Origin of the sequence: Microcoleus sp. CAWBG27 (assembly GCF_020883145.1) — a bacterium.
GTDB lineage: Bacteria > Cyanobacteriota > Cyanobacteriia > Cyanobacteriales > Microcoleaceae > Microcoleus.
The window spans coordinates 13,016-30,492 of record NZ_JAHREU010000079.1 but is presented as its reverse complement, the minus strand read 5'-3'; the positions used below and the strand labels follow the sequence as shown (position 1 = coordinate 30,492).

The following is a 17,477-nucleotide window of genomic DNA, read 5'->3' as shown; positions in this document are numbered from 1 at the left end:
ACTGAAGTCCTTACTACGAACCTCGGGAATAAAGGACTGAAGTCCTTACTACGAACCTCGGGAATAAAGGACTGAAGTCCTTACTACGAACCTCGGGAATAAAGGACTGAAGTCCTTACTACGAACCTCGGGAATAAAGGACTGAAGTCCTTACTACGAACCGGCAGGAATTAGTACGGACAGCGACACTCTTGAACAGTAACACACTCTATTCTGCAACTTTTTCCTTTGCGTCTCCTCTCGCGACAATCAGAAGCATCCTGACATTGTGAGGTGACTTTGTTCTCACAAATTTGCTGGCGTGGAAAAGTACCTAAATTTTGTACAGAAACTTGAGCGGTAAGCGCACCCTGTTCTATAACTTGGTTATTTTCTTTGATTTCATAGGCAAATTTATTTTCGCCCTCTAAAACCGAAAAAGTTCTTGTTTTGTGACTGTTTGCTAACTTAAATCCAAAACTTTCGGAAGACTCACCTTTGTCATAACTTCTATCCGTGTAAGGATAGGGGTCAGTTTCCATGCCATCAGTCACATTTTTAATCAGCACTCTTCTGTTAGGGCCGGGGGGAGTCTTGCTGGAAACAAATCGAGCGCTTTGCGAATCAGGGGAGATGCCACTTCCGGGACACTGACCTATATATTCAACGCGCTTGAATTGAATCATGTTAATATTAAAACTGTTCTCGTTTTTTACCCGAAATTGTGCTTCGCTAGTCTGCTGGGCGCTGACTGTGAAAGCTGCTAGCGTCACAAAAATTGTACCAATGAAAATAGCTAATAATTTCTTTGGTTGCTGGTCAGTAAGATATCTCGGGCGTTTCATTTTTTTTTATGTCCAATGTGAAAAAACGCATTTTATTTGAATCCAAGTTTAACTAGAAAGCCTATCTGTTGTCAAGATAGATAAAATAGGTTTGTAGTGAGGACTTTAGTCCTTATTGCTGAGTCTATTTACTAATGAATGAAGTATTATGTATTGTGGTGCGTCAGCTCGGATGTTATAAAGGATCAATTAAATAACCATAGCTGACGCACCCTACTTTAAAATGGGGTGCATCTCATTTTGGCAAGGGCGAAGCATTTCGGTACATAACTTATGAGTAAGAATCAGAGATTTACTGCCGAAATGCTTCGTCCCTACAAGCATATTTTCAAAAATGAGATGCACCCTTAAAATGTTACTCGATCGCGCCACTTGTCTACTGTCTTATTTTTGACTCCTGGCAACTTTTCGACATCCTCCCAAGACTCAAAAGGGTGCCTTTCCCGCGCTGCAATAATTTTCTCGGCTAACTTCGGGCCAACTCCTGGCAAAGTTTCTAATTCTTCCTGAGTCGCGCTATTCAAATTAATTAACTTTTTAGGGGCAACAATTTGGGGTTGAGTATTCGCAGATTTGGATGCTGCTTGTACTGATTTACACTCTTTTTGCTTGGCGTCAATTTTCTGTTTGATTCGGGCGGGAATTCCCAAGATTGCACCTTTGTAAAGCCGATCGAACTCCCGCTCAAAATGGGCCCCAATTACCGGGCTGTCGATCGCCAATAATGTCTCATCATTCCCGTGATTTGCAGCCTCACTCCAGTTGTGAGAGCCTGTCAGCACGGTATTTCCGTCGATAACGCCGAATTTGTGGTGCAGGCGATCGCCCATTGGTAACTGCGGCACTCCCACTGTAGTCAACGGCTTTCTCCACGGGCGATTGTCAGATTCTAAGCTGCAATCTTGCATAAAAGTCGCCCCCATCATGTCTAAACCTTCGCTGTAAGGGCGATAAATGAAATTTGAGTCAATCAAAGCTCGCACCGCTACACCGCGCCTAGATTCAAGTTCTAGAGTATTGGACAACTGCTGAGCCGAAAATACAAACAGTGCCAAATTAACAGATTTTTTGGCTTTTGCTAAGGTGCGATTTATCAAACTGTTAACGCTTTTTTCCCAAGGTAAAGTCGTACTTGTTGGTGAAAATTGCACGGCAACAGTTGCATTACCAACTCTCACTTTTTGCACTTGACGAAACGGCTTTTTGATGCCAAACTTGCTATCCGGTTTACCACCGGGCCCGTCGCCCCACATGATGTTAAATTCTTGAGTAAAGATTTGTGCTAATTGAGGGCTGTCAATTTTTAGCAGGTTGTTGGCATTGCCGCGACTTGCTGCTGTCTTGAAATCACCGTGGATATCGCTGGTGGTAAAATTAGCCGAAGTGACGATGACTGTTTTGCCGTCAATTACTACAAATTTGTGGTGCATCAAACCGCTGCCTTTACTTCCGTCAGCAGTATCGTCAATTACCGGAATCCCCGCATCCTGGACAATTACCAAAGCATCGTTTTGCTTGATTTCCTCGGCACTCAATTTACCGTCTTTATTGGTATCGGCGAGTTGCAGAAATTCGGTGTAGCGATCGCGCTCTCGTTCCGGTAACTTTGCCAACTCCTGGGTTGTATAATCGCTCCAAGGGCGATTGTAGATATGTTCGACAATTAATCTGATTTTAATTCCAGTGCGCGCGCGATCGGCTAACCTTCGCGCAATACCGGGCAACCGAAACTCCTGAACCGCAACATCTACGGTCAATTCAGCATTGGCTACTGCGTCGGCGATTAACTTTTCTAAATCGTCTCCAGGTCTAGTTTGTGCGCGGTATGGCTCTGTATAACTCGAAGTGAGCGACTGATTGAAGTATACTTGCAACAAGGGGTCTTGAGGCAGCGGAGCCAGACTGGGAGGTAAATTCTGCACGTCCTGCTTTGCTTGTCCGCAAGCCGTCAGGGCGATCGCCAGCATTCCAACACAACACAAACCTGGTAAATTATAATAAAGTACATTCACAAAATTTAAAATTTTATTGAGGTCATCAGTCTATTCAGAGTGGAAAGATATTGGATCGAGGAAAGTTAAAACTATTAAATTTATGACAGGGAATAGATTTTGCGTCTTGTAGAACTGCCTCGATGCCGGAAGCATCACTGGTAGGGTAGCAGCATTCAGGGGCGTGGGTCAAACCCGATACTGATGCTTTATGGGTAAAAGAAAAACAATTTTTGATTGTGGTCACAGGGGATATGGTAAAGCGTGCCATCGCTGCACGCAAGAGTTGATAGCGCAACAGCAATCAGTTGAACTGCTGGCCGAAAAACAAACCCAAAAACAAGAGAAGGAAGCATCATTTGCTAGAGATATCATCGATCTCAGAGGTCTGCCCGATCATGTAGTTACTAAAGCTCGCGCTATTATAGCAGCTTTGGGCGAAAATAAGAATTACAGAGATTTTGGCGGCAAACGTCTCCGTCACAACCGCTGGATTGTGAGCATTCCTGTAACCCGCAACTACAGAATGCTTTGTGAAGATTGCGGCACTTTCTTAATTCCCCAAAAAGTCTTGTCCCACGAAGACTACAATGTCTGCAAACCAGGAAGTTAGTTAGTTGTTATTGGTTAGTTGTTATTGGTTAGTTGTTATTGGTTAGTTGTTATTGGTTAGTTGTTATTGGTTGGTTGTTATTGGTTAGTTGTTATTGGTTAGTTGTGCTTTTTTTGGGGAAAATGTTATAATTGTTCAATGTTCAAATTTTAAATGTATGGTTAGGTTTCAAGAGTTGCAGGTTTATCAATTAGCAGAGCAGATTTCTAATGAAGTTTGGTTTATTGTTCAATCCTGGGATTTCTTTGCTAAAAATACAGTGGGGGAACAATTGGTTAGATCGGTCGATAGTATTGGTGCTAATATTGCCGAGGGGAATGGGCGGTATAACTACAACGATAATCAACGTTTTATCAAAATAGCCAGGGGGTCACTGCATGAAACAAGACACTGGTTAAGATTAGCTTGTGCTCGACACCTGTTAACCACCGAGCAAATCGAGCGCATAAAACCTTTAATAGACGAACTATCTCCCAAACTCAACGCTTACCTAAACTCAATTCAAAGCAAAGCAAATACTCAAGCGTTGAAAATCAAGAAAATACCCAAAAGCAAACCACCCACAGACTCTTGACAACCAACAAATAACAAATAACAAATAACAACTAACTCATTAAAACCATGCAAATTTACCTCGACTATAGCGCTACAACGCCGACACGCCCAGAAGCAATTGATGCTATGCAAAAAGCTCTGACTCTACAGTGGGGAAATCCTTCTAGTTTGCACGAGTGGGGACAAAGGGCGGCGACTGCTTTAGAATTAGCCAGAATGCAGGTTGCTGGGCTGATTAACGCGCTACCGGAATCGATGATTTTTACTTCTGGTGGCACTGAAGCGGATAATTTAGCAATTATGGGAGTTGCGCGTCTTTATACAAAGCCGCAGCATATCATTATTTCCAGTGTTGAGCATTCCGCCGTGTCAGAACCGGTGCGACAACTCGAAGAATTGGGATGGGAAGTAACGCGATTACCAGTAGATAAATATGGGCGAATTCATCCTTTGGATTTGCAAGAATCGCTGCGATCGCACACAGTGCTAATTTCCATCATCTACGGACAAAGCGAAGTTGGTACACTGCAACCAATAGAAGCATTATCGCAAATTGCGCGCGATCGCAATATCCTGTTCCATACCGATGCAGTTCAAGTTGCCGGTAAATTGCCGATTGACGTGCAAAAACTGCCTGTAGACTTGCTTTCGCTTTCGAGTCACAAACTTTACGGGCCGCAAGGTGCAGGGGCGCTGTACGTGCGTCCAGGACTAGAATTGGTGCCAATGTTGGGCGGGGGCGGACAAGAGTTGAAACTGCGTTCAGGGACGCAAGCACTGCCCGCTATTGTCGGTTTTGGAGTGGCGGCGGAGTTGGCTGTGCAGGAAATGGATGTGGAAACGCCGAGATTGATTGGATTGCGCGATCGACTTTTTGACGGATTAGCCGACATACCCAGTTTAGTTCCAACGGGCGATCGATATTACCGACTGCCGCACCACACCAGTTTTTGCATTGTCTCCCCATCCTGTCGCCCTTATCAAAAGAGAGACACAGAGAGAATCACAGGCAAAACTCTCGTTAGACAGCTCAATTTAGCCGGAATTGGCATTAGTTCCGGTTCCGCTTGTAGCAGTGGCAAACTAACACCCAGTCCGATATTATTGGCAATGGGATATGACTCCATCGGCGCGGTTGGTGGAATTCGCTTGACACTCGGACGCGAAACCACTGAGGCTGATATTGATTGGACGGTAATTGCGATCGCACAAATCTTAGATAGATTAATGCCCAAGGTAGCATTGTGTAGGAATTAGAAAACTGGGCGGTTGAAGCGGTTGGAAACCCGGCGGTTGGAAACCCGGCGGTTGGAAACCCGGCGGTTGGAAACCGCGTCTACACAGACAAAACCCGCCTCCGCGGGTTGAAGAAAAGGCGGTGAAATTACGTTATCTTCTTGAGTCCGCGGAGGCGGACATCGTTTGTGTAGACGCGGTTTCCAACCGCCGTCTTATCTCATACAACAACCCCAAAACCCCCAACCATGATAAAATAAACCTGATATTATTCACAACTCCCCAACAATGGAAGAAAGCCGCGCCCAAGCCTACCTAGAACTAATTCACACCCTGCTGAATTGCCCCAACGGCGAAGAACCCCAGATATTACAAGATAACTTAGAATTGTTGGATGTCGAATTTCTGGAAACCTGCGAGTTGGTAGCAGAAAAAATGGCACAGCAAGGAGGACAAAACGGCGCTGATTTCCTGCGAAATCTGATCGGCCAGTTAGCACAATTAATCGATATCAATGATGGCGATAACTCCGCAGGTGAAAATCCCCAAGAGTATGCAAACTTTATTCTAGAATTATTGCAAGCAGAAGATGGTAGCAATAGCAATACAGCAGTAATTTACCCGATGCTAGCCGAACGACAACATCTCCTCAATGCTCGTTTTTCCGAGATATTAGAGCAAGTATTGCAGAGGTTAATTGGTGGGGAAAATTCCCAAACTATTGAGTCAATTGTCAGCCTCGTTGAAGACTTGACAATTAATATTAGTAATTTTTCCGGTGGGAATAGAGCGAATAATATTGAAATTGCCATTGCCGCTTATCAACTTGTTTTAAATAATCGGCAACCTGGAAGCGAAAAATTTGCTCAAACTCAAAACAACTTAGCGGCTGCCTATATTACCAGAATCAAGGGTTCGCGGGCCGAAAATGTGGAAATGGCGATCGCCCTTTACGGCGCTTCTTTAACAGTCTACACCCTTGAGGCTTTCCCGGAAGATTGGGCAATGACTCAAAATAACCTAGCTGCTGCTTACGCCAACAGAATCAACGGTTCGCGGGATGAAAATCTCGATCGCGCGATCGCATTTTTTGAGGCTGCTTTAACTGTTCGTACCCCCGAACACTTTCCTGAAGATTGGGCAATGATTCAATATAACCTAGGTAATGCCCATAATGACAGAATCAACGGTTCGCGGGATGAAAATTTGCAAAAAGCGCGATCGTTTTATGAGGCAGCATCAACAGTATATACCCGTGAGGCTTTCCCTGAATATTGGGCAATGATTGAAAAGAAGCTGGCTAATGCCTAAAGTGAGGGTGCTTTAACAATCTCAAAAACCGGGTTTTTTCCGATATCTTCGCCTCCCATCGAATATCTTCGCAAAAACCCGGTTTCTCGCCACCACCCACAATCTCAGAAACCGGGTTTTTTCCGATATCTTCGCCTCCCATCGAATATCTTCGTAAAAACCCGGTTTCTCGCCACCACCCACAATCTCAGAAACCGGGTTTTTTCCGATATCTTCGCCTGTAACCAAATATTCTCGCAAAAACCCGGTTTCTCGCCACCACGCACCATCTCAGAAACCGGGTTTTTTCCGATATCTTCGCCTCGCATCCAATATCTTCGCAAAAACCCGGTTTCTCGCCACCACCCACCATCTCAGAAACCGGGTTTTTTCCGATATCTTCGCCTCGCATCGAATATCTTCGTAAAAACCCGGTTTCTCGCCACCCAGCAAACCAACCCCAACTACGATAAAATAAACATTGGTGTCACCCAAAACTCCCCACAATGGAAGAAAACCGCATCGCAGCCTATCTCCAATTAATTCACACCCTGCTGAATTGCCCAAACGGAGACGAACCCCAGATATTACAAGATAACTCAGAATTATTGGATCGGGGATTTCTGGAAACTTGCGAGTCAGTAGCGGCAAAGTTGGCTGCACAAGGAGGCGAAAATGGCGCTAATTTCCTCCGAAATCTGGCCAGTCAGCTAGGGCAATTTATTGATATGAACGATGAGAGAGATAGCAATAACTCTCAAGGTGAAAATCCTCAAGAGTATGCCAACTTTATCCTAGAATTATTGCAAGCAGAAGAAGCTAGTAAGGGCGATATTAAAGTAATTCACACGATGCTCGATCAACGGGAACATCTCCTCAATCCCCGTTTTGCCGAAATTTTAGAGCAACTAGCCGAGAATTTAATTGATCAACATCCCAAAGCAATTGAGCACATTGTCGCCCTCATAGAAGATTTGAGTAGTCATATTAATCAATTTCCCCGTGGAAATAGAGCAAATAATATTGAAATTGCAATTACTGGTTATCAAATAGTTTTAAGTAATCGGGAACCGGGGAGCGAAAAGTTTGCTCAAACTAAAAATAACCTAGCTAATGCCTACTATTCCAGAATCAACGGTTCGCGGGCGGAAAATCTGGAAGAGGCGATCTTTTGTTACCAAGAGGCACTACAAGTTCGTACTCGCGAAGCCTCTCCCCAAGATTGGGCAACGACGCAAAATAATCTGGCGGCGGCCTACTATTCCAGGATCAAGGGAGATAAAGCAGACAATATTGAAAAGGCGATCGCATCTTTCACGGCCGCACTGGAAATCCGCACCCGCAACCGCGAGGACTTTCCCGAACGATTGGCGGAGACCCAAAATAATCTAGGAGAAGCTTACCGTCAAAGAATTAGGGGAGAGAAAGCAGACAATATCGAAATTGCGATCGCATTTTACAAGGCCGCACTGGAAGTTTACACCAGTGATAACTTTCCCAAAAGATGGGCTGAGACCCAAAATAATCTGGGAGAAGCTTACCGCGAAAGAATTAGGGGAGAGAAAGCAGACAATATCGAACGGGCGATCTCTTTTTACAATGCCGCCCTGGAAGTCTTCACCCGCGAGGCTTTTCCCGAATATTGGGCAACGACGCAAAATAATCTGGCAATTGCCTACTGCCAAAGAATCAGCGGAGAGAAAGCAGACAATATCAAAATGGCGATCGCTGTGTACAATTTGGTTTTACAGATAAGCACTCGCGAGCACTTCCCGTTAGAAAACGTAGAAACTTTAAATAACCTGGGCTTCGCTTATCTGGCAAAACTAGACAACATCAACCAAGAAAAACCAGAAGACACAAACCAGAGAGCAGTAACTCTCCAAAGTGCCTACGATACCTTTAAAAATGCCATAACCGGAGCCTCCAAATTACGAGAGTTAGAATCAGGAGATGAAACCAAACAAAAACACGATTGGCAGTGGGATCAGCTCTACAGAGGCATGGTGCAAGTATGCCTCGATCGCCAAAACAACCAAGAAGCACTAGAATATGCCGAAGCCAACAAAGCCCGCAACCTAGCCGAAGTCATCGCCCAAAAACAGGAAACCCCCCAAGTCCTAAAACCCATTACTTTCACCGAAATTACCCAACTCCTCACCCCAAACACCGCCCTAATTGAGTGGTACATCACCGACGCAGAAATCATCACCTTTGTCCTCACTTACCCCGACGTGCTGATAGTGCATCGCAATCCTCAATGCGCTGAATTAATCGACTTAGTTAATGACTACCGGGCCGACTACAAACAAAGCAAAACCCACTGGCAAACCAAACTATCCGACTATCTCCAGCGTCTTGCCGAAATCCTCCAAATCACCACAATTCTGCCCTCAGAAAGTACGCGCTTAATCCTAATTCCCCACTGGTTGCTGCACCTGTTCCCCCTCCACGCCCTACCCCTAAGCGACGACGAATTCTTGTTAGATAGATTCACCCAAGGGATTCAATACAGCCCCAGTTGCCAACTCCTGCAACAGATTACAATCCACCCGAATTTTGACCAACTCCTCGCCCTGCAAAACCCGACATCGGATCTTCCCTACACCGATTTGGAAGTGGCCAGCATCGCCCCCAAATTCGCCATCAGTCAAATTCTTCCGGGCTCACAAGCGAGTAAAACTAATCTTTTGGAACAATATTTAGAGCAGTTAGAAAATGCTCATTGCGCGCATTTTTCCTGTCACGGCTCGTTTAATGCTGATGAGCCGCTGAAGTCGTTTTTGATTTTGTCAGGGGGTATCATCGCCGAAGATCCCGTAGGGGTAGTGCCCCCGTGCCTACCCCAGGATTCTGTAGGGGTAGTGCCCCCGTGCCTACCCCTCCCCACCAATGAGGGCGGGCACGGGGGCACCGCCCCTACCAACGCCGATGAGGGCGGGCACGGGGGCACCGCCCCTACAAGCATCGCCGGAGATCCCGTAGGGGTAGTGCCCCCGTGCCTACCCCTCCCTGAGCGTTATGTGGAATGGCGGGAAGGAAAAACAGCCGATATTGACAAATGCCTGACTTTGGCTGAAATTTTCGGATTGCGATTCAAACAGTGCCGCCTAGTCGTGCTTTCCGCCTGCGAAACCGCGCTAATTGATACACAGAATCGCTCCGATTATATTGGATTACCGACGGGATTTCTCTACGCGGGAGCAATGGGAACTTTGGCCAGTCTTTGGGCTGTCAATGACCTCTCGACTGCCTTGATGATGGTAAAATTTTATGAGGTACTAAAACCGGGAGTTAGCATTGGTCAAGCCCTCCACGATACCCAGCGCTGGTTTAAGTCTGCTACTGCTTCAGATTTGCTAGAATGGGTGGAAGGTTCGGATAGTTTCGATGGAGAGCAAAAAGAAGATGTTACAGAATATCTAGGACGTTATCCACTGACCAAAAAACCCTACGGCGATGTTTATCATTGGGGAGCGTTTTGTGCTATAGGTTTATAATCAAAAACGGTTCAGTTAGTACAAATGTTGTAGGGGCGGGTTCACCAACAATCTCTGATGAAAACCCAAGATTTCATAAACCCGCCCCGGTCTATGATATAACGCACAATCTATCTGTACAATAGAATTGCGATCTAAATTTTTCGGTGGGTGGGGGCGGGTTTTGATAATCCATTGATGAGTGTCAAATATTTCGGCGAACCCGCCCCTACAGCACTTGGTATTATCATACAATCGTGAATGAACAGGGTATAATTCAAAGAAAGATTTAATTCGATCGATGAAAACCGATAGCCTATTTTACAGCATCTTCCAAGAATTCCCGTTTATTTTCTTTGCCCTGCTGGGTATACCTGCCGATGCTACAAACCAATACCAATTCACATCCCAAGAAGTTAAACAATTAGCCTTTCGCCTAGATGGTTTGTTTCTGCCAATTGTCGCAGATCCCCAACTACCATTCTACATTGTCGAAGTCCAATTTCAACCAGACCCAAATCTCTACTATCGTCTATTTGCCGAACTATTCATCTATCTCAAACAATACCAACCGCCGCATCCTTGGCAATTGGTAGTCATTTACCCAAATCGGCAAACAGAAAGAGAATGTGACATCCACTTTCAGGAAATGCTGGCACTCCCAAAAATCACCCGCATTTACCTGGATGAACTTACCGAACCAGAAACAGCATCTCTACCGATAAAATTACTTAAACTGGTAATCGAACCAGAAAACACGGCCTCGGATTTAGCTATAACTTTAGCCAGACAAGCCGAAACCGAAATATCGAATATCGCAGTCAGAGAGAGCTTCATCAACTTACTAGAAACTATCATTGTTTACAAGTTACCCCAAAAATCCAGAGAGGAAGTTGCCGCCATGTTTAATCTCAGTGACTTAAAGAAAACCAGATTCTATCAAGATGTTTTTGCGGAAGGACAAGCTGAAGCACAAGCTCAATTGCAAGCTCAATTAGAAGCTCAATTGCAAGCTCAAGCTGAAGTCAAAAAGCGAGAAAAAGCTGCAATCCTCAGAATGTTTAGTCGAGGATTAGCGACAGAAGATATTGCTACATTCTTAGACTTGCCACTAACTGAAGTAGCAAAGATTATCGCCCAAGCTCAACAAGAACAAGCTGAACAAAATTGATCGAAGTTTGGCGGGGGCGGGTTTACGAGATTATTGGTTTTTGGCAATTACTCTTGGTAAAACTCGCTCCGATACCACTTTACATTGTAAATCCATTTTTGAGGTAAACTTATGATGAAAACCCTGATTTTGTCGGAAATCTATAACGCGATTACCCAATACCCAAATATTCTAACTCCGCCATTTATTGAAGAATTACTCAAGACTGTTTTGCCGATAGCTGAGTCTGATGCTACTGACAAAGCAGTTAAAGCAGCTATTAATCAAGTATATCAAAATTTTCCCGAAGTGGCAGAGCAGATTGCCAATCTGACTCGCAAAAATCTCGACGATGCAGAAGCGGAAGTCACACCGGGCTATGAAACAGTCACTAATAACTATCCCGATATCAAAAAGCTAGAAGCCCACTTGAAAAAACGCATTGAAATAGCCTCAATTCCCCCCGCCCCAAATGCTAAAAATTGACCATCCCCAAGTCTATATCCACAGCTACCAACTCAGTGACAAAAGCAAAACTGATGCTGACTCAATCTGGACTTGGGCAAATAGTATCTGGCAATATTTCAGTCAGGACAAAAGCCTAGTTTTTTCTCAAGCAAACCTCAAGTATCCCCTCACTAAACCCAACAAGTTCACCCATTCAAATCAAATAGATGGTTCGTTGAAATTTTGCCGTATCGATGATAGTGAAGGCATTTTAGCGAGAATTGGTAGCCCAGAAACTGACGAAAACAAAGACTTAGAAGTCATCGCAGCATTAACACAATTCAATGTTAATAATCTGCTGGTTGCTGATAGTCATATAAATTGGCTAGGACAAACTCTTTTGATTACCTACAAATCAGAAACTTATCAGCAGCCAAGTGACAATGACTTTCGCAAAGTCGCAGATGAATGTTTAAAACACCTTTTCCCAGCAGAATCATCTGTGCGTCCACCTTTTTATCGGGCTACTAGGTTATTCGATTCTCCGATGTTTGAGTATAGTTCTCCGAAAAGTCAAGTACAGGTGTTTGTTTATCTGGTTGATGATGATATTGAGGGAAAGTTAGGGAAGATTATTCAACCTTTGTTTGAACTGTTTTATCACCGCCATAAAATCACCAAAGCTTTTATTGATAGTCGCAGAAATTACGATTTACTTAAGGAACTACGTTTAGAAATTGAGCAAACAATCGAAAAAGGAGAGGCGAAAATCACCGAAGTAAGTGGGATTGAATTGCCAACTGGAGTTGATTCGCCACAAAGTGTTAATATAGATGAATCGTTAAAATATCTGAAAATCAAACACAAAGAGTTACTTCGAGAAAGTTTGAAGTATGAAAGAGCTTTGGAATATTTAGAAAATTTCAATAACACGATTAGTATTCATGTTTATAACTATCAGGAAGAGTTGTTGCAAATTAGCGATAAATTGCAGCTACTAACTGATGATTTGACAACATTCAAGTTTTTCATTGATAGAAATTGTCGATATTTTCAAGAACAAATTAAGGGCGATTTAGGCTATTTCAAACATGGCACTGATTTGATTAAGATTGCGGTGGAGTTGGTGGGAGGGATTGTCGATATTGAACAAGCAGAGTGCGATCGATCTTTGGAAAGAACCATTCAAATACTCGGTACTGGATTAGGGGCTGGAGGCATTGTGGTGTCTGCTGTCTCTGCTTATGTTGAGAGGCCCATAGTGTTCAGGATACCTCAAAAAGGGGATGTACTTCATCCGGCTGTAGCCAGTCTATTGTGGAGTCTCCTAGCTGTGGTAATTGTGGCTGGAGTTGTTGGTTTGATTAATGGAACATGGAAGATTAATGGTAAATTGAGATTGTTTGGCCGTAAATCTACTGCACAATTACCCGATTCACAAAGTCCACCAGTTAATGATATCTTGCAGCAAACCGAGGAAGTGCGCGATGAGAGACAGGGTGATTGAAACCGCGAATTAGAAACCAGGCGGTTATAAACCCAAAAACCCGGCGGTTATAAACCGCGTCTACACAAACGATGTCCGCCTCCGCGGACTAAGATTAGATATAATAGAAACCCGGCGGTTATAAACCGCGTCTACACAAACGATGTCCGCCTCCGCGGACTAAGATTAGATATAATAGAAACCCGGCGGTTAGAAACCGCGTCTACACAAACGATGTCCGCCTCCGCGGACTAAGATTAGAGTAAGATAAGAGAGAATTTAGAAGTGTTGAAATCCCCGATCGATCTCCAATCTAAAATCAGGACAAATCCCGCTGCTATCACTCAACCAAATATCGGCACATTCCGTAGTAATTCCGACGATCGCAGCACCATCACCGATTCGTTCCACCAATAACTTAGCACGGTCGATCGGCAAAAACAGCACCAACTCAAAATCTTCACCACCGTACAACGCCCAATCCAGAGCCTTTTGGGCGGATACGATTTCGCTTAAACTATGGGGAATTGGTATTTTTGTGCGATCGACTTTTGCGCCAACACCGCTAGCCCGACAAACCTGAACAATCGCATCAGCTAAACCATCGCTGCTATCCATTCCAGCGATCGCAATTGGGGAATTAACCCCCCCCGGCCCCCCCTTACTAAGGGGTGGAGAAAGAGAATTTGACTCTTGCTTCCCCCCCTTAGCAAGGGGGGGACTGAGGGGGGGTTCCATCGCACCCGCAGCATCTAAAATTTCCCACAAAATGGGCAAAACATCCAGCCGCGGTTTAGGCTGCTGATGAGCGAGAATTAAAGAAATTCGATCGCCCTTTTCCAGATTTTGCCCAAATTCTGGATTCAACAACAATTCTAATCCCGCGCGGGATGTTCCGTGAAACCCAGTCGCCACAATCCCCCAATTCGATCGCGCATTTGACCGACAGATGGTACGATTTTCCTCAACCTGTCCCAAAGCAGTAATCGCAATTGTCACCACGGGCGATCGCACCACATCCCCACCCGCGATCGGCGTATGATACTCTTGCAAACAAGCCGTCATCCCCCGATAAAACTCTTCCACCCAATCCACAGCCGTATCCGCACTCACAGCCAGGGCTACCGTCACCGCCAAAGGCCTTGCACCCATGGCAGCCAAATCTGACAAATTTGCCGCAGCGGCGCGCCATCCTGCATAATAAGGGCCTGTAGTGCGATCGCTAAAATGCACTCCATCCACCAACATATCCGTCGTCACCGCCAGAGATTGGTTGGGATTTGTCGGAAGTACAGCGCAGTCATCACCCACAATTTCGGCAGGGCAGAATTTTTGTAGTATTCTTAAAAGACCTTGTTCTCCGATATCTTTAATCAACATTAAATTAGTTCAAGCCCGTTAAATATTATTAGGAAACTGACTAAGGTTCGTAGTGTGGACTTTAGTCCGCAGTATGTTGCGGACTAAAGTCCACACTACGAACGGTTTTTGTGATAGTAATCGACGGGACGTGATATGACAACGACAACTGACAACTGATATCAAATCCGCTAGCATCGTCCTGTATTCATCTCTCTTATCTCTCTCTGTGTTCTCTGCGCTCTCTGCGGTTAAATTATTCCCATAAAACAACCGGAAATTATACGAAAACTAACAACTGTCAACTGTCAACTGTCAACTATCAACTGCTTTACCATTCCTTATTAGAATTCGGCGGCAAGCGCAACCTCGGAAACCTATAAAAAGTATCCCCTTCATCATCCACCTCTAAAATTGCCGAAAAAATCTTAACTTGTCGGTTTAAATACTGCTGAGCAACTTCAGCCTCAACCCTAGCGCTAGCAGCCAATTGAATCAGCGACATCTGACTGTTTTGAGTTTCCAACAACTGATAAAAAGCCTCATCCAACTGTCGCTTTTGCTTGCTTTCATTCAGATTGTTGACAATCAACAATCCTGCGAATCCGCCCAAACCAATTACCAATAAAAATTCTAAAATTGCCATATTAATAGCGTTATAATTGCTAGTTGGAATAACGAATCTCAGTATATCAAAAGAATGATGTTAATTAAATTTCAACTAATCTGATTAACTCTTCCAGCCCGCGGAGGCGGTCTTTGTTCGACAAGAAGCGATTTAAATCGCCGTCTTTGTTTGTCTTTCTTCCAGCCCGCGGAGGCGGGCTTTGTTTGACAAAAAGCGATTTAAATCGCCGTCTTTGTTTGTCTTTCTTCCAGCCCGCGGAGGCGGGCTTTGTTCGTGTAGAAGCGATTTAAATCGCCGTCTTTGTTTGTGTGCTGATTAAACTTGAGGTTGAACCAAATTTTCCTTTCCTTTAATCACCTTAGCAGATATAATCTTATCTCCCTGCCTCAGTTTGTCCAAAACCTCTTTTCCTTCGATCGTATAACCAAAAACAGCATAGCGGCCGTCCAACAAATTTAGACCAGCGGGCGTGAGTTCCGGTTCAAACAAGAAAAAGAAAAATTGAGAAGAACCGCTGTCTGGTTCAGCTTCAGCCCGGGCCATCGCCACAGCACCAAAAGCAGAAAAAGGCAAAACAGGCTCGTCGCGATAACGCCCCGCATCTTCTAGAGTAATCCCATAGACAGGTTCCTTGTCCTCTCTAACTAGCACTTCCAGCGGCACATTCCGGTATTTGCCAGTACCTGGGTCAATAAAACCTACTTCCTTGCCTTCGGGATCTCCCGTTTGCAAAACGTAGGATTCTTCCGATCGAATAAATGGTAAACCATCATAGAAACCTCGATCGACCAAATCCACAAAATTACCAGCAGTCACAGGCGCGCTGTAACCGTCAACCACAACAGTAATTGTCCCCTTATCCGTTTCCACCGCCACAGTAGCGCGGCCTTTCAGTTGAGGCAGATTAGCATACTTAGCAGGCACTTCAAACGGAAACCCAGTCACCATCAACTCTTCGATTTCGCCTACCGAACCGAGGATTTTCGCCTTCAAGTCAATAACTTTTTCCCTGTCTTTAGTCTCAACAGCCTTTTCTAATTCACCAATTCCCTCCTTGACTTGTGCAACTAGCGCCTCAGCTTCCGGCTGTTTCGCCTCAGGAATACTCACTAAAATGTCGGACTCCCGAATGCTGAGAATCCTCGAAGCCTTGCTGACATCGCTGCTAATGGGCCCCCAACGCTTAGAACGGATGTGGTTGCCAATGTCTTCCAGGCTGACTTGCAACTCACGCACAGTCTGATTGTCAATAGGTAGCGCGAAACGCAGCAGCGCCCGCCCATCCGTAACCGGATTCCCCGCAGGCATACTGCTGCTGGGGCGTTTCGCATAGGAAACTGCACTGAAACTCAGGGAGAGTGCGAACAGCAGGATTGCTAAAGCGGCGGTCTTCACCCAGCGCTTGCACGTATCGATCGAGAAATTAGGCCAATGCAACATATCTTTAACTTTTATTGCCTCTATTATCTTCCCACAGCGCGCGATCGCCTTCTCTCCATTACATCCGTTGCCGAACTTGTCCAACAGACAGAGGTTTTTCGCTTGGAGTACAGCACTTGCTCCCTTTGAAAGGTAAAATAAATTGCCAATTGCTTTTTGATGCCGTCAGCTAGACTGCGGCTTTAAGCTGACCCCGCTCAAAAACGGATACAATCCCCAGACTCCTGTCGTGGAGAGATCGAAATTTTAGAGCAAGGTTCAATCTCCCAGATTCAAAGCTGCGAGTGAATCTCAAATCTAAAATCTCAAATCTAAAATCGACTGACTATAGTTCCCCCGTGCCCAATGGCGACGGGATTGCCCGCAAAAATTTATATGCTCTCCAGTAACGACTTTCGACCAGGTGTTTCAATTGAATGGAATAACGGCGTGTGGCGGGTTATCGAATTCCTCCACGTCAAGCCCGGAAAGGGTTCCGCCTTTGTGCGGACAAAATTAAAAAACGTCCAAACCGGCAGCGTAGTGGAACACACATTCCGAGCTGGCGAATCTTTGCCTCAAGCCAACCTCGAAAAGAGCGCGATGCAGCATACCTATAAAGAAGGCGACCAGTTTGTCTTTATGGATATGGAAACTTACGAGGAAAGCCGCCTCACAGCCAAGGAAATAGGCGAGCGTGTCAAGTACCTGAATGAAGGTATGGAAGTCAGTATCCTTCGCTGGAACGACCAAATCATGGAAGTGGAATTACCCAATTCTGTCGTCTTGGAAGTGACACAAACCGATCCCGGAGTCAAAGGAGATACTGCCACCGGTGGCAGTAAACCGGCCATCCTTTCCACCGGAGCTCAGATTATGGTTCCTCTATTTATTTCGATAGGAGAACGCATTCGGATTGATACTCGTGAAGACAAGTACCTCGGCCGAGAGTAGAAACGACGGAGGAAAAGGGAGTTTTTAGTTTTTAGTTTTTAGTTGT

16 protein-coding genes are annotated in these 17,477 nt (G+C 44.9%); 9 read left to right on the top strand and 7 right to left on the bottom strand.

Annotation, left to right across the window (positions count from 1 at the left end; all coding sequences use genetic code 11):
* Nucleotides 1–170: 170 nt before the first annotated feature.
* Both QZ938_RS28885 and QZ938_RS28880 read right to left on the bottom strand, forming a co-directional pair.
* Nucleotides 171–824 (bottom strand): hypothetical protein, encoded by a 654-nt coding sequence (locus QZ938_RS28885; protein WP_293355225.1) that lies wholly within the window; start codon nucleotides 822–824, stop codon nucleotides 171–173.
* A gap of 347 nt (nucleotides 825–1,171) precedes the next feature.
* The gene (locus QZ938_RS28880) at nucleotides 1,172–2,836 is read right to left on the bottom strand and encodes a DUF655 domain-containing protein (RefSeq protein WP_293355222.1); all 1,665 of its coding nucleotides are present in this window, start codon (nucleotides 2,834–2,836) and stop codon (nucleotides 1,172–1,174) included.
* 190 nt (nucleotides 2,837–3,026) lie between these two features.
* On the opposite strand from QZ938_RS28880, the gene QZ938_RS28875 reads away from it, so the two are divergent.
* The 4 genes from QZ938_RS28875 to QZ938_RS28860 all read left to right on the top strand — a co-directional run bounded on the left by QZ938_RS28875 (nucleotide 3,027) and on the right by QZ938_RS28860 (nucleotide 6,530).
* Nucleotides 3,027–3,428 carry a hypothetical protein gene (locus tag QZ938_RS28875; protein ID WP_293355219.1) on the top strand — a complete coding sequence of 134 codons (402 nt, stop codon included), beginning with the start codon at nucleotides 3,027–3,029 and terminating at the stop codon, nucleotides 3,426–3,428.
* Nucleotides 3,429–3,603: 175 nt separating this feature from the next.
* Nucleotides 3,604–4,002: a four helix bundle protein gene (locus tag QZ938_RS28870; protein ID WP_363318915.1), complete on the top strand. Its 399-nt coding sequence runs from the start codon at nucleotides 3,604–3,606 to the stop codon at nucleotides 4,000–4,002.
* A 47-nt stretch (nucleotides 4,003–4,049) separates the two neighbouring features.
* Nucleotides 4,050–5,240: a cysteine desulfurase family protein gene (locus QZ938_RS28865; protein WP_293355216.1), complete on the top strand. Its 1,191-nt coding sequence runs from the start codon at nucleotides 4,050–4,052 to the stop codon at nucleotides 5,238–5,240.
* A gap of 267 nt (nucleotides 5,241–5,507) precedes the next feature.
* A complete protein-coding gene (locus QZ938_RS28860) occupies nucleotides 5,508–6,530 on the top strand; it encodes a tetratricopeptide repeat protein (protein ID WP_293355213.1) in 1,023 nt (340 codons plus the stop codon).
* Between the two features lie 21 nt (nucleotides 6,531–6,551).
* On the opposite strand, the gene QZ938_RS28855 is transcribed toward QZ938_RS28860, so the two are convergent.
* Together QZ938_RS28855 and QZ938_RS28850 are read right to left on the bottom strand one after the other, a co-directional pair.
* Nucleotides 6,552–6,770 (bottom strand): hypothetical protein, encoded by a 219-nt coding sequence (locus tag QZ938_RS28855; protein WP_293355210.1) that lies wholly within the window; start codon nucleotides 6,768–6,770, stop codon nucleotides 6,552–6,554.
* Between the two features lie 30 nt (nucleotides 6,771–6,800).
* On the bottom strand, nucleotides 6,801–7,004 hold the full coding sequence (locus QZ938_RS28850; RefSeq protein WP_293355207.1) for a hypothetical protein: 204 nt from the start codon (nucleotides 7,002–7,004) through the stop codon (nucleotides 6,801–6,803).
* Nucleotides 7,005–7,015: 11 nt separating this feature from the next.
* Here QZ938_RS28850 and QZ938_RS28845 point away from each other — a divergent pair, with 11 nt between their 5' ends.
* From QZ938_RS28845 to QZ938_RS28830, 4 genes are all read left to right on the top strand, one after another.
* Nucleotides 7,016–10,009, top strand: coding sequence for a CHAT domain-containing protein (locus QZ938_RS28845; RefSeq protein WP_293355204.1), 2,994 nt, complete (start codon nucleotides 7,016–7,018; stop codon nucleotides 10,007–10,009).
* A gap of 280 nt (nucleotides 10,010–10,289) precedes the next feature.
* Entirely contained in the window at nucleotides 10,290–11,159 is an 870-nt protein-coding gene (locus tag QZ938_RS28840; RefSeq protein ID WP_293355201.1) for an Rpn family recombination-promoting nuclease/putative transposase, read from the top strand.
* A gap of 111 nt (nucleotides 11,160–11,270) precedes the next feature.
* The gene (locus QZ938_RS28835) at nucleotides 11,271–11,624 is read left to right on the top strand and encodes a hypothetical protein (RefSeq protein WP_293155614.1); all 354 of its coding nucleotides are present in this window, start codon (nucleotides 11,271–11,273) and stop codon (nucleotides 11,622–11,624) included.
* Nucleotides 11,611–13,092 carry a hypothetical protein gene (locus tag QZ938_RS28830; RefSeq protein ID WP_293355198.1) on the top strand — a complete coding sequence of 494 codons (1,482 nt, stop codon included), beginning with the start codon at nucleotides 11,611–11,613 and terminating at the stop codon, nucleotides 13,090–13,092. Before QZ938_RS28835 ends, QZ938_RS28830 begins: the two co-directional genes overlap by 14 nt.
* Before the next feature lie 258 nt (nucleotides 13,093–13,350).
* Here the strand turns inward: QZ938_RS28830 and thiL are convergent, their stop codons facing one another.
* The 3 genes from thiL to QZ938_RS28815 form a co-directional block, all read right to left on the bottom strand.
* Nucleotides 13,351–14,451: a thiamine-phosphate kinase gene (gene thiL, locus QZ938_RS28825; RefSeq protein ID WP_293355195.1), complete on the bottom strand. Its 1,101-nt coding sequence runs from the start codon at nucleotides 14,449–14,451 to the stop codon at nucleotides 13,351–13,353.
* Between the two features lie 310 nt (nucleotides 14,452–14,761).
* Nucleotides 14,762–15,076, bottom strand: coding sequence for a hypothetical protein (locus QZ938_RS28820; RefSeq protein ID WP_293155623.1), 315 nt, complete (start codon nucleotides 15,074–15,076; stop codon nucleotides 14,762–14,764).
* Nucleotides 15,077–15,373: 297 nt separating this feature from the next.
* Nucleotides 15,374–16,498, bottom strand: a complete 1,125-nt coding sequence (locus QZ938_RS28815) for a peptidylprolyl isomerase (protein ID WP_293355192.1) — start codon at nucleotides 16,496–16,498, stop codon at nucleotides 15,374–15,376.
* Between the two features lie 375 nt (nucleotides 16,499–16,873).
* Between QZ938_RS28815 and efp the strand changes: the two genes are divergently transcribed.
* Nucleotides 16,874–17,431, top strand: coding sequence for an elongation factor P (gene efp / locus QZ938_RS28810; RefSeq protein WP_293155631.1), 558 nt, complete (start codon nucleotides 16,874–16,876; stop codon nucleotides 17,429–17,431).
* Nucleotides 17,432–17,477 lie beyond the last annotated feature (46 nt).

What these genes read in the sequence shown, in the direction of transcription:
- QZ938_RS28815 (WP_293355192.1), bottom strand. Translation starts at nt 16,498, where the DNA reads ATGTTGCATTGGCCTAATTTCTCGATCGATACGTGCAAGCGCTGGGTG.
- QZ938_RS28865 (WP_293355216.1), top strand. Translation starts at nt 4,050, where the DNA reads ATGCAAATTTACCTCGACTATAGCGCTACAACGCCGACACGCCCAGAA.
- QZ938_RS28840 (WP_293355201.1), top strand. Translation starts at nt 10,290, where the DNA reads ATGAAAACCGATAGCCTATTTTACAGCATCTTCCAAGAATTCCCGTTT.
- thiL (WP_293355195.1), bottom strand. Translation starts at nt 14,451, where the DNA reads ATGTTGATTAAAGATATCGGAGAACAAGGTCTTTTAAGAATACTACAA.
- efp (WP_293155631.1), top strand. Translation starts at nt 16,874, where the DNA reads ATGCTCTCCAGTAACGACTTTCGACCAGGTGTTTCAATTGAATGGAAT.
- QZ938_RS28835 (WP_293155614.1), top strand. Translation starts at nt 11,271, where the DNA reads ATGATGAAAACCCTGATTTTGTCGGAAATCTATAACGCGATTACCCAA.
- QZ938_RS28845 (WP_293355204.1), top strand. Translation starts at nt 7,016, where the DNA reads ATGGAAGAAAACCGCATCGCAGCCTATCTCCAATTAATTCACACCCTG.
- QZ938_RS28820 (WP_293155623.1), bottom strand. Translation starts at nt 15,076, where the DNA reads ATGGCAATTTTAGAATTTTTATTGGTAATTGGTTTGGGCGGATTCGCA.
- QZ938_RS28885 (WP_293355225.1), bottom strand. Translation starts at nt 824, where the DNA reads ATGAAACGCCCGAGATATCTTACTGACCAGCAACCAAAGAAATTATTA.
- QZ938_RS28830 (WP_293355198.1), top strand. Translation starts at nt 11,611, where the DNA reads ATGCTAAAAATTGACCATCCCCAAGTCTATATCCACAGCTACCAACTC.
- QZ938_RS28860 (WP_293355213.1), top strand. Translation starts at nt 5,508, where the DNA reads ATGGAAGAAAGCCGCGCCCAAGCCTACCTAGAACTAATTCACACCCTG.
- QZ938_RS28875 (WP_293355219.1), top strand. Translation starts at nt 3,027, where the DNA reads ATGGGTAAAAGAAAAACAATTTTTGATTGTGGTCACAGGGGATATGGT.